Source organism: Nocardia sp. NBC_00565, assembly GCF_036345915.1.
GTDB lineage: Bacteria > Actinomycetota > Actinomycetes > Mycobacteriales > Mycobacteriaceae > Nocardia.
In genome coordinates, this window is the sequence record NZ_CP107785.1 from 8,247,807 (window position 1) to 8,260,872 (window position 13,066).

Below are 13,066 nucleotides of genomic sequence, written 5' to 3' on the forward strand. Positions count from 1 at the left end.
TGTCCTCACCGTCGGCGGGGGTTTTCGCTGCTCGTGCTCGATCAAAGGGGCCGATCTTTCGGCGCGCTCTAACAAAGCAAGTGCTTGGTAGGTTATCCTACCGGCGTGGTTGCGATCCAGGCATCAGATTCCGACAAGGGGGGCGGGCCCGAAGGGCAGGGGGGTGGGAACAATACTGCCGCACAGGACGCGCGGTTTTCCGCAGAAGTGCGCGAGTGGTTGGCCGAGAACCTCGACGGCGAGTTCCGCGAACTGCGCGGACTCGGCGGGCCCGGCCGCGAGCACGAGGCCTTCGAGGAACGCCTGGCATGGGACCGGCATCTGGCCGCCGCCGGGTGGACCTGCCTGGGCTGGCCCGAGGAGTGGGGCGGTCGCGCGGCCTCGGTGCGTCAGCAGGTGATCTTCCATGAGGAATACGCCAAAGCGAATGCGCCGGCGCGGGTTTCCCACGTCGGTGAGGAACTGCTCGGTCCGACCGTGCTCGCCTTCGGAACCCAGGCGCAGAAGGAACGCTTCCTGCCCGGGGTCCGGAATGTGACCGAGCTGTGGTGCCAGGGCTACTCCGAACCCGGCGCCGGCTCGGATCTGGCGGCCATCACTACCAGCGCCCATCTCGACGGTGCCGAATGGTCGATCAACGGCCAGAAGATCTGGACCTCGCTGGCGCATGTGGCCGACTGGTGCTTCGTGGTCGCCCGCACCGAGAAGGGTTCGACGCGGCACAAGGGCCTGTCCTACCTGCTGGTTCCGATGCATCAGCCGGGTATCGAGGTGCGCCCGATCATCCAGCTGACCGGCACCTCGGAATTCAACGAGGTCTTCTTCGACAACGCGCGCACCGCGGCGGATCTGGTCGTCGGCGAACCCGGCGACGGCTGGCGCATCGCGATGGGCACGCTGACCTTCGAGCGCGGCATCTCCACCCTCGGCCAGCAGATCCGCTTCGCCCGCGAACTCGCCGATATCGAGGCGCTGGCCCGCCGCACCGGCGCGGCCGACGACCCGCTCATCGCCGACCGGATCGATAAGGCGTGGGTCGGCCTGCGGGTGCTGCGCGCCCACGCACTGCGCACCATGCAGGACACGGCCACCGACGACGGCGGACAGGCCTCGGTCTCGAAGCTGTTGTGGGCGAACTGGCATCGTGGCCTGGGCGAACTGGCCATGGCCGTGCTCGGCCCCGCCGGTCTGGTGGCCGAGGAAAACGATCTCAACGAATGGCAGCGGCTGTATCTGTTCACCCGCGCCGACACCATCTACGGAGGTTCGAACGAAGTGCAGCGCAACATCATCGCCGAGCGCGTGCTCGGCCTGCCGCGGGAGGCGCGTCCCTCATGAGCGAGCGAATCATCGACACAGCGCCCCGACCGGGCACCAGCGAGGCGCAGTCATGAGCGGTCCACTTTCTGTTGCGCCCCAGCCGGTTCCGGGGCACGGTCTGCTGACCGGCCGGGCCGCCGTGATCACCGCTGCCGCGGGCACCGGCATCGGTTCGGCCACCGCGCGCAGACTGCTCGCCGAAGGCGCGGATGTCGTCGTCTCCGACTGGCACGAGCGGCGGCTGGCCGAAACCGAGATCGAGCTGAAGGCCGAATTCCCGGAGCGCCGGGTCGCCTCGATCGCCTGTGATGTGCAGCGCACCGAGCAGGTCGATGAGCTGATCCGCGGCGCCGCAACGGCATTGGGCCGCATCGACATCATGGTCAACAATGCCGGGCTCGGCGGCGAGACCCCGGTCGTCGATATGACCGACGAGCAGTGGGACCGCGTGCTCGACATCACCCTCAACGGCACCTTCCGCTGCACCCGCGCCGCCCTCGGCTACTTCCGGAACGCCGGCCACGGCGGCGTCATCGTCAACAATGCCAGCGTGCTCGGCTGGCGCGCCCAATACGGCCAGGCCCACTACGCCGCCGCCAAGGCGGGTGTGATGGCCCTGACTCGCTGCAGCGCGATCGAGGCCGCCGAACTCGGCGTCCGGATCAACGCGGTCGCCCCGAGCATCGCCAGGCACGCCTTCCTGGACAAGGTCAGCTCCACCGAACTGCTCGACCGCCTGTCCGAGGGCGAAGCCTTCGGCCGCGCCGCCGAGCCATGGGAAGTCGCCGCCACCATCGCCATGCTCGCGAGCGACTACACCTCGTATCTCACCGGTGAAGTGGTATCCGTCAGCAGCCAGCGAGCCTGACCTACCCGACCGCCACGGACCCAGTCTCGATTGCGAGGCATCCTTCCGAGCCTTGCCAGCCGCCACGGAGCGAGTCTTACGAGCGACCGTTCGCGGCCCGTCTCGCGTCCGAGTCGTCGAAGCGCATGCGCCGCAGGCGCGAGTCTCGACGGCTCGGGCGCGAGACACCCGGGGGCCGCGAACACGCCGCGCCCGCGCGGCCAAGAACACAGCTGATCAGCTAAAAAAGGGCGGGACGCGGTGTATCCAGGTGTGCCATGCTGAGGGAGGACGGATCCCGTACTCCCCAAAGGGGCGATGGCTATGGGCCTGGATCGCCCACATGCCCGCGAACAAATGGAACTCGAATTGGTTCGCGAAGTCGTGTTGGCCAGGCGACGAATGGACAGCTTGGTGCTCGCGGCGCTCGCGCTCGGTGCCGAGCTCATGGATCACGATTCCGAAGGCGCGACCGCGACCCGCGCCGCCCAAATTCTCGAACAGTATGCGGTCGACGAGTCCGCGGTCGCCCGCGATCCGCGCGGCGCGTTGCGTGCCGATATGGCGCGCGATCACGAACGCGCCTGCCGCATCGGACTCGATGCCGACGCGGGTATTGCATCGGAGCAGTACCGCCGACGGCAACGGCAGACCGCGCTGTTGTGTGAAGTGCGAGCGGATCTGCTCGACGTTGTTCGCAAATGCCGCAAGTTCCGCTTCGATCGCGTCGCTTTCGCCGACGAGATCGCGCAGGGCCTGTGCGCTGCCACCGACAAACTCGTCGTCGGCGCGGATATGGACACCTACCGCGCCTGGCAGCGCGGCATGGTGCTCAAACTCATCGAGGAACCGGTTCGGTTCGGTCCGCCCCGCGTCATGGCCACCGTCGACGCGGGCCCCGAGCGCGGTCCGCTGACCGTCGAATGGGACAGCTGTGAGCGCCGACTCGCACTGGTGGCACGGATGGCGCGCGCGGGTATCTCACCGGTCGTGATCTGTGATCGATTACTGGCCGACTTGTCAGTCTCTTCGCCCCTGCGCTACTCGATGCGTTGAACGTAACCACCACGGAGCGAGTGACCTATTCGCGGCCAAAACTTTACCCAAGCAAATGCTTGGTTGTACTATGGCCCGTGTGACCGCACCCGACGCCTCGAAATCAGCACGGCGCAACGAACTGCTCGCGCTCGCGGCTCAACTGTTCGCCGAACGCGGGCTGCGCGCGACGACCGTGCGGGATATCGCCGATGCGGCCGGGATTCTATCGGGGAGCCTCTATCACCACTTCGATTCCAAGGAATCGATGGTCGACGAGATTCTGCGCGGCTTCCTCGACGAGCTGTTCGGGCGCTACCGGGAAATCGTCGGCTCCGGACTCAGCTCGCGAGATACCTTGGAAGCCTTGGTGACCGCGTCCTATGAGTCCTTCGACCGCTCGCACGCGGCGGTGGCGATCTATCAGTCGGAGGCGAAGCGGCTGCGCGATTCCGACCGGTTCACCTACATCGCCGATTACAACCGCGAATTCCGTGAGCTCTGGCACCGGGTGTTGATCAACGGCGTCAAGGACGGCAGCTTCCGGCCCGAGCTCGACGTCGAACTGGCCTACCGGTTCCTGCGCGACACGGTGTGGGTCGCGGTGCGGTGGTACGAGCCCGGCGGCTCGATCACCGTCGAAAATCTCGCGAAGCAGTACCTGACCATCGTGCTCGACGGACTCACCGTCCCTGAACACACCACGTAGGAGTCTTTGATGTCAGCACCATCCGCCCGCCGTCCCTACGCTCCGCTCCGGGATGCCTATGTGATCGACGCGGTGCGCACCCCGGTGGGCAAGCGCAATGGCGCGCTGGCCGCTGTACATCCGGCCGATCTGGGCGCGGCCGCGCTGCGAGGTCTGCTGGACCGCAACACGATCGACCCGGCGGTGGTCGACGACGTGATCGTCGGCTGTGTCGACAACATCGGCCCGCAGGCGGGCAATATCGGCCGCAGCATGTGGCTGACCGCGGGGTATCCGGAGGAAGTTCCCGGCGTCACCGTCGACCGGCAGTGCGGATCCTCGCAGCAGGCCATCAATTTCGGCGCGCAGGCCATCATGAGCGGCACCGCCGAGGTGATCGTCGCGGGCGGTGTGCAGAACATGAGCGCCATCCCGATCTCGGCGGCCATGTTGGCGGGCAAGGAATACGGTTTCGACTCACCGTTCGTCGGCGCGCAGGGGTGGGACCATCGCTATGGCACCGGCGAGGTTTCGCAGTTCAACGGCGCGCAGATGATCGCCGACAAGTGGAATATCAGCCGAGAAGAGATGGAGCGCTGGGCATTGCGCAGCCACGAGCGCGCCCGCGATGCCATCAAGAACGGTCGCTTCGACAATGAGATCGTGGCGGTCGGCGACTTCTGGATCGACCAGTGCCCGCGCGAGACCACACTGGAGAAGATGGCGTCGCTGGCGGTCCTGGCCGAGGGGGGGACGCTGACCGCCGCGGTCGCCAGCCAGATCTCCGACGGCGCGAGCGCGACGCTGTTGGCATCCGAATGGGCCGTCGAGGCATACGGATTGCGCCCGCGCGCCCGCATCCACCACGTGAGCGCGCGCGGTGCCGATCCGATCATGATGCTCACCGGCCCGATTCCGGCGACCAAGTGGGCGCTGGAGAAGACCGGGCTGACCATCGACGATATCGATGTCATCGAAATCAACGAAGCGTTCGCCCCCGTGGTTCTGGCGTGGCTGCGGGAGACCGGCGCGGACCCGGACAAGGTCAATGTCAACGGCGGCGCGATCGCCCTCGGTCACCCGCTGGGTGCCACCGGCGCAAAGCTTTTCGCCACCCTGCTCAACGAGCTGGAACGCCGAAACGGCCGCTACGGCCTACTCACCATCTGTGAGGGCGGCGGCACCGCCAACGCCACCATCATCGAACGCTTGTAAGTAGGAGCCGCACGGCTTTTCGGCAGATCCTGCGTCGCCGAACAGCCGAAGGGCCGCCCACGGACGCGATTCCGGGGCGGCCTTTCGGTTCAGACGGTTTCTGCGGTTCGTCCGATGAGCGCGGCGAGTGGGCGCGGGCTGGGCAGTGTGGACGCTATGCCCAGATCCGGTCGGGCGCACGAATAGAAGCGGTCCCGCGCTTCGGATGCCGCTTCGAGAGCGAGCTGCACGGCTTCGGGGGTGACGGCTTCATCGGTATGCAGGGCACGCAGCTGCCACACCTGCTGCTGCCAGTCGCGGGCGGCGTCTACCGTGGGGCCGTCGGCAAGCAGCAGGATTGCCTCGAGCAGATCTGCCCGCTTGTCCTCCGCGGTGGCCAGCAGCGGCCACCCCTCCGAGAGCGGCAATGTCTCATGGCCCGGCCACAGTTCGGAGTGTTTCGCGGCCGCCATTTTCACATGCAACCGGATCTCGTGCTTGATCGCCGCGGCGAAAGCGACATATGCCTGCTGCCGTGTGCTGTCCCACCGAGCTGCCTGATCGCGGTGCCACTGCATCCGGTCCTTGCGGACACCGAAGTAATAGCTGAGCCATGCGGACGTGGCACCTGTGACGATCGCGACCGCGGCACTGTAGAGCGCAAGCATGGCTAGAGGTTACGGTCCGCCTCCCATCTTGTGGACTGGAGGCGGCGCTCGCATCAATTGGATTGGGTCGGAGTCACTCTCGTATCGGTGAGAGCGGCTATCGCGTCGATTCTGGCGACGGCATCGGCGACGATGCGGTCGATCAGTTCCTTGCAGGTGGGCAGGTCATCGATGATGCCGGTGACCTGGCCCGCGGCGAGGACACCGGCTTGGGTATTGCCCTCGACGAGACCGGCGCGCAGCAGCATCGGGGTGTTGGCGGCCATGACGACCTGAGACCAGCTGAGGTCCTTGGCCTTTCGCATGGCGAGTCCGTCGCGCACCATCGTCGACCATTTCATGCCGGTCATGCCCTTGAACTTCGCCGCGTTCGATACCGCGGCGGCCAGGCCCCGCCAACGACCCGAATGTTCCAGGCGGTCAACGAGTTCGGTGTTCAGTACGCGATGCGGCATGCCGTCGACCTTGAGCGAGACCACGGTGTCCTGCAGCTGCCGCTTCAGGTACTCCTGCTTGACCGCCTCAGGGACGGTGCTCTCCTTCGTGAGCAGGAAGCGGGTCCCCATCGCGACACCCGCGGCGCCGTATGCCAATGCGGCCGCCAGACCACGGCCGTCGAAGAACCCGCCCGCCGCGACAACCGGGATATCGACCGCATCCAGCACCGATGGCAGCAGCAGCGTGGTGGCCACCGGGCCGGTATGTCCGCCGCCCTCACCGCCCTGCACGATCACCGCGTCGGCACCCCAGGAGGCGACCTTCACCGCATGCTTGGCGGCGCCGATCGACGGAATCACCACCACACCGGCATCTTTCAGCTTGGCGATCAATTCCTGCTTGGGGGCCAACGCGAACGATGCGACGGCCACCTGCTCCCGGATCAGCAGATCGATGCGCTCCGGAGCGTCCGTGGCATCAGCGCGGATATTCACCCCGAAGGGTTTGGCGGTGTGTGCCTTGGTCTTCGCGATCGCGGCTTCCAGCTCGGCGAAGGTCATGGTGGCCGAAGCCAGGATTCCGAGCCCGCCGGCCTCGGCGGTGGCCGAGACCAGGCTCGGACCGGCGACCCAGCCCATGCCGGTCTGCACGATGGGATGCTCGATGCCGACCAGCTCGGTCAGCGGTGTCCGCAGCACGGTCATGACGGCACCTCCGATTCCCGAACCTTCTTGGGATCGAGCACATCCCGGATCAACCGCAGTTCCTCGGCGGTCGGCAGCCGGGTAGCACCCGCGTCGGCCAGGCCCGCGATCTCGAAGGAGGTGTTCTCCGCGACCTCGGCGGCGGTGACGCCCGGGTGCAGGCTGCGCGCCCGCATGGTGTGGTCGGGTCCCTCGAAATCGAAGACGCCCAGGTTGGTCACCACTCGATGCAGGTGATGGAACCGGTAGGCCGAATCGGCCGGATCGACCTTGTCGTAGCCGACGCCGGAAACGATATCGACCTGATCCACGAATACCCGCCGGGTATGTCGCGCGACCCAGTAGCTGGTCGGATGATTGATGGTGTTGCCCGGTGCGCCGCGCGAACCGAACATCTGCCTGCTCGGCTGCTGCAGCGCACCGAATGCCGACAGATTCTGGTTGCCGAACCGGTCGATCTGGTTGGCGCCCATCACCACATGGCGACGACCGGAGGCCACCACATCGAAGACCTTGCGGAACGGAATCCAGCCCTCGATCGGGGCCTTGCCGCCGAGCGGCGGTGTATCGGCGAAGAACAGCGCCTCGCCATCGGAGAGCAGCAGATCCGGTTCGGTGGTCAATTTAGCCAGTCGCGCGCCGATGATCGACATCGGCGACATCGGCGAGGCCATGATTTCCCCGGCCCCACTGAAGATCTCGGCGCAGGCCAGTGCGCAGATCTCGGCCCGGGTGACGGTTTCGATGGTTGGCCCGCCCGTCGCCCGGCCACCATCCCCCAATGAATCGCTACGCGATGCTGGCCCGCCCGTCGCCCGGCCACCACCCCGCACTGAATCGCTACGCGATGCTGTCATTTTTGCGCCTCCTGTGCGAACTCGCGAACGGCAGCCTGGTACTCGTCCTCGGAGACGGCCAGATACTTGTCGACGAACTGCTGCCAGGCCTCCGGCGTCTTGGCCGACTCCACGTAGTGCTTCTGGAACTTCTCGTCGCGGCGATAGCTGTCAGCGGCCAGCGTGAAGTGCGCGCCGTTCGGGGCTTCGACCACACCGTCGACCATCATTCGATTGAGCAGCAACGACTGCAGCGGAACGGTTTTCACCAGTTCCTCGGTCTCCACCACCCGCTCCACCGATACATAGCGACGCTCGGCGGCCAGGCAGTACAGATCGTCGAAGTACGGATCGACACCGGTGTAAGCGGCATTGCCGTGCTTGTCGCCGATATTCAGATGCACAAGCGCCGCATCGAGATTCAGCGCCGGCATCGCGATCAAGGTTTCGGGCCGACCATCGGGACCCGGGTACGGCGATGTCACGGTCTGTAATTCGCCATCCCAGAAATTCACGACATCGGATCCGAGCCCCGCCCGGATCGGCAGGAACGGCAGCCGCGCGGCCGCTGCCTGCAGCCCGCACTTCACCATGCCCTCGTCCATCTCCCGGGCCACCAGCGCGCCCGAGGTGCGTGCCTTGGCGAACCACGGATCGTAGAACGGCGGCGAATCCAGGGATACGAAGCCGTAATAGGCCTTGCGTACTTTGCCCGCCGAGCACAGCAGACCGAGATCCGGTCCGCCATAGGTGACCACGGTCAGATCCGTGATATCCGAGCGCAGGATGGCCCGCACCAGCGCCATCGGCTTGCGCCGCGAGCCCCAGCCGCCGATGCCGATGGTCATTCCGCTGCGCAGTTCGCCGACGACCGCGTCGAGCGACATTCGCTTGTCCCGCATCAGTTTTCCTTGCTCTCTTCCTTGCGTGCGGCCAGATCGTCGTCGAACCGGGCGCGGATCTCATCCGCGACGCCGGCCAGATTCAGCTCGAAGGTGAAGCCCTGTTCGTAGCGGTAGCTGCGGTGCACGTCCTGCAGATCGATGCCGTTCAGCGCCCGCTTCGCCGCCCGGATCACCCGGCCGTCCTTGGCCGCGATGTTCTTGGCGACTTCCATTGCAGCGGCGTCTAGTTCGGCGCGCGGCACCACCTGGTACACCGATCCGAAGTGCTGCAGCTGCTGCGCGGTGATGGTGCTCGCGGTGTAGAACAGCGCCCGCATCAGATGTTGGGGCACCAGCCGCGACAGATGTGTGGCCGCGCCGAGTGCGCCGCGGTCGACCTCGGGCAGACCGAAAGTGGCATCGTCGGAGGCGATCACCACATCGGCGTTGCCGACCAGGCCGATGCCGCCGCCGAGGCAGAAGCCCTGCACAGCCGCGATCACCGGCACCGGGCAGTCGTAGACCGCCGCGAACGCCTCGAAGCAGCCGTGATTCGCGTCGATCAGCGCCTGATGGCCCGGGGTGCGCTGCATCTCCTTGATATCGACACCGGCGTTGAATCCGCGGTTCTCGGCGCGCAGCACCACCACCTTGGTCTCCGGGTCGCGCCCGGCCGCGCGGATCTCATCGGCCAGCGTGAACCAGCCGTCGGAGGGTATGGCGTTGACCGGCGGGTAGTCGACCGTGACCACGGTGATGCCGGTTGATTCGGAGTGACGGTTGATCCCCATCGCATGTCCCATCGTGTGCGCTGATCGTTTCGAGCGACCTGCGAGCAGTTGAGCCGATCGTTTCGAGCGACCCGCGAGCAGTCGCAAGCTGATCGTTTCGAGCGACTTGCAGGCAGTCGCAAGCGGTTGGCAAAGCAAGCAGTTGCTTGGTAGGTTAGCACGGTGGCACTCGAAATCGATCTCACCGGCAGCGTCGTTCTGGTCACCGGCGGCGTGCGCGGGGTGGGCGCGGGTGTGAGCAAGGCATTTCTCGCCACCGGAGCCACCGTGGTGGCCTGTGCGCGGCGTCCCGGCGAAGCTCCTGTGCGCCACGATGGACGGGAGATCGAATACCTGCCCTGCGATGTGCGTGATGTCGACGCCGTACAGGGGCTGGTCGATACGATCGTGGCTCGACACGGCCGCCTCGATCATCTGATCAACAACGCGGGTGGCGCTCCGTTCGCCCTGGCCGCGACCGCGAGCAAGAACTTCCATAGCAAGATCATCGAACTGAATCTGCTCGCGCCCCTGCTGGTCTCGCAGGCCGCCAACGCGGTCATGCAGCAGCAGCCGGACGGCGGGTCGATCGTGATGGTGTCCAGCGTGAGCGGTCACCGGCCCTCGCCCGGCACCGCCGCCTACGGTGCGGCCAAGGCCGGTATCGACAGCCTGACCTCCTCGCTCGCCATCGAATGGGCGCCCAAGGTTCGGGTCAACTCGCTGGTCGCCGGTGCGGTCGAAACGGAGCAGAGTCAGCTGCACTACGGCGACCAGGACGGCATCGACGCGGTCGGCGCGACCATCCCGCTCGGCCGGATGGCCCGCCCCGATGACATCGGCCGCTGTGCCGCCTTCCTCGCCTCACCGCTGGCCGCGTATGTCAGCGGCGCCACGCTGCTGGTGCACGGTGGCGGTGAGCGACCGGCATTCCTTGCCGCGTCGAACGCGGAGCTGCCCGCGCAGGCCTGAACCAACCGAACCCGAAAACGAAGAGGACACAACAGGTTATGGACACCGAGCAGATCTGCGCGGGGCGCATCGTCATCGTCACCGGCGCAGGCCGCGGTATCGGCCGGGCGCACGCGCTCGCCTTCGCCGCCGCCGGAGCACGCGTGGTGGTCAATGATCTCGGCTCCACCCTGAACGGCGTGGCGACCAGCGAGACGCCCGCCCAGCAGGTTGTCGCCGAGATCGAGGCGCTCGGCGGGGAGGCCGTCGCCAATGGCGACGACATCGCGGACTGGGACGGCGCGCGCAACCTCATCCGTCAGGCCGTCGACACCTTCGGTGGCCTGGACGTACTGGTCAACAATGCCGGTTTCGTGCGCGACCGCATGTTGGTCAACCTCGGCGAGGACGAATGGGACGCGGTGATCCGAGTGCACCTCAAGGGCCACTTCGCGACCATGCGCCACGCCGCCGAATACTGGCGCGGCGAGTCCAAGGCGGGCCGTCCGGTCGACGCCCGCATCATCAACACCAGTTCCGGCGCTGGCCTGCAGGGCAGCGTCGGCCAGGGCAACTACGGTGCGGCCAAGGCGGGCATCGCGGGCCTGACCCTCACCGCCGCAGCGGAATTCGCACGCTACGGCGTCACCGTCAACGCCATCGCCCCGTCCGCCCGCACCCGGATGACCGAGATCGTCTTCGCCGAAACCATGGCCGCCCCCGAGGACGGCTTCGACGCCATGGCCCCGGAGAACATCTCGCCGATCGTCGTCTGGCTCGGCAGCCCCCAATCCGCCGCCGTCACCGGCCGGATGTTCGAGGTCGAGGGCGGCAAGGTCGCCTTGGCCGACGGCTGGCGGCACGGCACCGCCGTCGACCGCGGCGCCCGCTGGAGCCCCGCCGAACTCGGCCCGGTAGTCGCCGACCTGATCGCCAAGTCCACCCCACCCGAGCCCGTCTACGGCGCCTGAGCCTCCGAATCGACTACGCGGGCCGCGTGTTCCACGCGGCCCATGTCGCGCTTCGATGTCTGGTAGGCGGCTGCACAACGCCGGACGGTATAGACGCCGAGCTGGTTCATCGCGGTAAGGGTGCGACGGCCGACAAAGGGTGCGGCTGTGGCGGGGCGTCGTGTGTGCGGTGCGACAACAGTCCGAGCGATGCGCGGCGCGGGTGGATCGGCGTGTCAGTGGTGGGAAGTCAGGTGATCGCGAAGTCCGGCTGATGCGGGGCCGCTGGGACCACCTGAGCGTGCGCTTCCCGCATGGGTGGCGTGGTGGTGTGACACGTGGAGCTGCGGTGACATACGGACCGGTCCGTGGCTTTCGTGGCACTGCCGTGTAGGGGTATTAACGCGGAAATGTTCGGGATTACATCTGGACTTTCGAAGGGCGATCTGGGCGCTCGACCGGATTCGGGGTGCGCGGCCGGTCGGGCGTGTCATCGGTGCTGCGCGGGTCAAGCGAATGCGCGGTTTGGGCTGCGGTTTACTATGGGCTCCCGTCCGTTCAAGTCCCGGAATGAAGAGTTGCGACCGGGCAAGAGATCTGCGCTATATCGAATGAGGGAAGGCTGGCGCATTGGCCGTTGGTCGCACGTCGCGCGTGGTTGCAGTGCTTGCGACTGTTGCTGGCTGTGCGCTACTCGGGGGAGTTTCGGCCGAGGCGCAGCCCGGCAGCGCTTGTCCACAATGTGCGGGCCCCGATTCCCCTGCTTCTGACGCTGGCGGCGATGTGTGGATGCCGCTCACAATTCCAGGGCAGCAGTCAACTGTCAGTTCGCCCGTCGATCCGACCGATGCCGCCGCGGGCGTACACCCGGCCGCCGGTTCGGCTGCCGCGGGATCCGCCGCCGTCGGTGCGACGGGTCTACTCGGCGCACTCCTCGGCGGCGGCTCGGTGGGTGTCGCAACGATCATCGGAACCGGCTCCGCGGGCATCGGCGCGATCATCGGAACCGGCTCGGCGGGTGTCGCCACCGTCCTCGGTACCGGTTCCGCCGCGGTAGGTTCCGCGGCCGTCGGTACCGGATCGGCGGCGCTCGGCACGCTCGGTACCGGTTCCGCCGCAGTAGGTTCCGCCGCTGCCGGTACCGGTTCGGCGCTCGCAGGCACGGGTTCGGCCGCGGTCGGCTCGGCCGGAGTCGGATCCGCGGGTGTGGGTTCGGCGGGCGTCGGCGCCCTCGGCCTCGGTTCGGCGGGCGTCGGCTCGGCCGGTACCGGTTCTGCCGCGGTAGGTTCCGCGGGTGTCGGTTCTGCCGCGGTCGGTTCGGCCGCCCCGCTGCTACTGCTCTTGATTCCGCTTCCGCCGCCGCCCGCCCCGCCCGTGCCGATCATCGTCCCGCCCGTTCCGGCGGCGCCGCAGCTCGCGCCGGTCCCGGTGGCCGCACCACCCGCGCCCGCGCCGGAACAGGCACCCCCGCCGCCTCCGTCGCCCGCGCCGCCGGCCGCATCGCCCGCGGCGCCGGCCGAGCCGAATCCGGATATCCGGCCGACCAGCGCCGACGACGGACTCCCGAAGCCCAACGTATTGGGCGTGGTCGGCGGTCTGATCGCCCTCGCATTGGCCGGAACCGGTTCCGGCGCAGTGAGTTTCCACAGCGCGTCGGCCGCACAGGCCCGCATCGATGCCGCACGTGCCGAGTTCTTCGGACCGAGGACGTAGGTAGGGGGCGTTCGATGAGTGAGCGAAGCGAGCGAATCACGTCGCACATGTCGGAGCCGAGCGTCAGC

At 67.2% G+C, this 13,066-nt stretch carries 13 protein-coding genes; 8 read left to right on the forward strand and 5 right to left on the reverse strand.

Annotation, left to right across the window (positions count from 1 at the left end):
* Window positions 1-105: 105 nt before the first annotated feature.
* From OG874_RS38045 to OG874_RS38065, 5 genes are all read left to right on the forward strand, one after another.
* The gene (locus OG874_RS38045; RefSeq protein WP_442943195.1) at window positions 106-1,338 is read left to right on the forward strand and encodes an acyl-CoA dehydrogenase family protein; all 1,233 of its coding nucleotides are present in this window, start codon (window positions 106-108) and stop codon (window positions 1,336-1,338) included.
* Window positions 1,339-1,390: 52 nt separating this feature from the next.
* A complete protein-coding gene (locus tag OG874_RS38050) occupies window positions 1,391-2,188 on the forward strand; it encodes an SDR family oxidoreductase (RefSeq protein ID WP_330251874.1) in 798 nt (265 codons plus the stop codon).
* Window positions 2,189-2,491: 303 nt separating this feature from the next.
* Window positions 2,492-3,223, forward strand: a complete 732-nt coding sequence (locus OG874_RS38055) for a hypothetical protein (protein ID WP_330251875.1) — start codon at window positions 2,492-2,494, stop codon at window positions 3,221-3,223.
* A gap of 70 nt (window positions 3,224-3,293) precedes the next feature.
* Window positions 3,294-3,911: a TetR/AcrR family transcriptional regulator gene (locus tag OG874_RS38060; RefSeq protein WP_330251876.1), complete on the forward strand. Its 618-nt coding sequence runs from the start codon at window positions 3,294-3,296 to the stop codon at window positions 3,909-3,911.
* Between the two features lie 9 nt (window positions 3,912-3,920).
* On the forward strand, window positions 3,921-5,105 hold the full coding sequence (locus tag OG874_RS38065; protein WP_330251877.1) for an acetyl-CoA C-acetyltransferase: 1,185 nt from the start codon (window positions 3,921-3,923) through the stop codon (window positions 5,103-5,105).
* An 89-nt stretch (window positions 5,106-5,194) separates the two neighbouring features.
* Here OG874_RS38065 and OG874_RS38070 read toward each other — a convergent pair whose 3' ends face one another.
* Genes OG874_RS38070 through OG874_RS38090 form a run of 5 tightly spaced genes read right to left on the reverse strand, consistent with a single transcriptional unit; the run spans window position 5,195 to window position 9,405 of the window.
* Window positions 5,195-5,752 carry a hypothetical protein gene (locus OG874_RS38070; RefSeq protein WP_330251878.1) on the reverse strand — a complete coding sequence of 186 codons (558 nt, stop codon included), beginning with the start codon at window positions 5,750-5,752 and terminating at the stop codon, window positions 5,195-5,197.
* A gap of 53 nt (window positions 5,753-5,805) precedes the next feature.
* On the reverse strand, window positions 5,806-6,894 hold the full coding sequence (locus OG874_RS38075) for an NAD(P)H-dependent flavin oxidoreductase (RefSeq protein ID WP_330251879.1): 1,089 nt from the start codon (window positions 6,892-6,894) through the stop codon (window positions 5,806-5,808).
* Window positions 6,891-7,751, reverse strand: a complete 861-nt coding sequence (locus OG874_RS38080) for a CoA-transferase subunit beta (protein ID WP_330251880.1) — start codon at window positions 7,749-7,751, stop codon at window positions 6,891-6,893. The genes OG874_RS38075 and OG874_RS38080 overlap by 4 nt, the downstream gene beginning before the upstream one ends.
* Complete coding sequence (gene ipdA / locus OG874_RS38085) at window positions 7,748-8,632, reverse strand: cholesterol ring-cleaving hydrolase subunit IpdA (protein WP_330251881.1); 885 nt, start codon at window positions 8,630-8,632, stop codon at window positions 7,748-7,750. Before ipdA ends, OG874_RS38080 begins: the two co-directional genes overlap by 4 nt.
* Window positions 8,632-9,405 (reverse strand): enoyl-CoA hydratase family protein, encoded by a 774-nt coding sequence (locus OG874_RS38090; RefSeq protein WP_330251882.1) that lies wholly within the window; start codon window positions 9,403-9,405, stop codon window positions 8,632-8,634. Before OG874_RS38090 ends, ipdA begins: the two co-directional genes overlap by 1 nt.
* A 162-nt stretch (window positions 9,406-9,567) precedes the next feature.
* Between OG874_RS38090 and OG874_RS38095 the strand changes: the two genes are divergently transcribed.
* The 3 genes from OG874_RS38095 (at window position 9,568) to OG874_RS38105 (ending at window position 12,998) form a co-directional block, all read left to right on the forward strand.
* Entirely contained in the window at window positions 9,568-10,356 is a 789-nt protein-coding gene (locus tag OG874_RS38095) for an SDR family oxidoreductase (protein ID WP_330251883.1), read from the forward strand.
* Window positions 10,357-10,394: 38 nt separating this feature from the next.
* On the forward strand, window positions 10,395-11,306 hold the full coding sequence (locus OG874_RS38100; RefSeq protein ID WP_330251884.1) for an SDR family oxidoreductase: 912 nt from the start codon (window positions 10,395-10,397) through the stop codon (window positions 11,304-11,306).
* 768 nt (window positions 11,307-12,074) lie between these two features.
* Entirely contained in the window at window positions 12,075-12,998 is a 924-nt protein-coding gene (locus OG874_RS38105) for a hypothetical protein (protein WP_330251885.1), read from the forward strand.
* Window positions 12,999-13,066 lie beyond the last annotated feature (68 nt).

Bases quoted from the DNA above. Each gene is read 5' to 3' on its own strand.
- OG874_RS38050 (WP_330251874.1), top strand. From the start codon at position 1,391: ATGAGCGGTCCACTTTCTGTTGCGCCCCAGCCGGTTCCGGGGCACGGT.
- OG874_RS38055 (WP_330251875.1), top strand. From the start codon at position 2,492: ATGGGCCTGGATCGCCCACATGCCCGCGAACAAATGGAACTCGAATTG.
- OG874_RS38060 (WP_330251876.1), top strand. From the start codon at position 3,294: ATGGCCCGTGTGACCGCACCCGACGCCTCGAAATCAGCACGGCGCAAC.
- OG874_RS38065 (WP_330251877.1), top strand. From the start codon at position 3,921: ATGTCAGCACCATCCGCCCGCCGTCCCTACGCTCCGCTCCGGGATGCC.
- OG874_RS38070 (WP_330251878.1), bottom strand. From the start codon at position 5,752: ATGCTTGCGCTCTACAGTGCCGCGGTCGCGATCGTCACAGGTGCCACG.
- OG874_RS38075 (WP_330251879.1), bottom strand. From the start codon at position 6,894: ATGACCGTGCTGCGGACACCGCTGACCGAGCTGGTCGGCATCGAGCAT.
- OG874_RS38080 (WP_330251880.1), bottom strand. From the start codon at position 7,751: ATGACAGCATCGCGTAGCGATTCAGTGCGGGGTGGTGGCCGGGCGACG.
- ipdA (WP_330251881.1), bottom strand. From the start codon at position 8,632: ATGCGGGACAAGCGAATGTCGCTCGACGCGGTCGTCGGCGAACTGCGC.
- OG874_RS38090 (WP_330251882.1), bottom strand. From the start codon at position 9,405: ATGGGGATCAACCGTCACTCCGAATCAACCGGCATCACCGTGGTCACG.
- OG874_RS38100 (WP_330251884.1), top strand. From the start codon at position 10,395: ATGGACACCGAGCAGATCTGCGCGGGGCGCATCGTCATCGTCACCGGC.
- OG874_RS38105 (WP_330251885.1), top strand. From the start codon at position 12,075: ATGCCGCTCACAATTCCAGGGCAGCAGTCAACTGTCAGTTCGCCCGTC.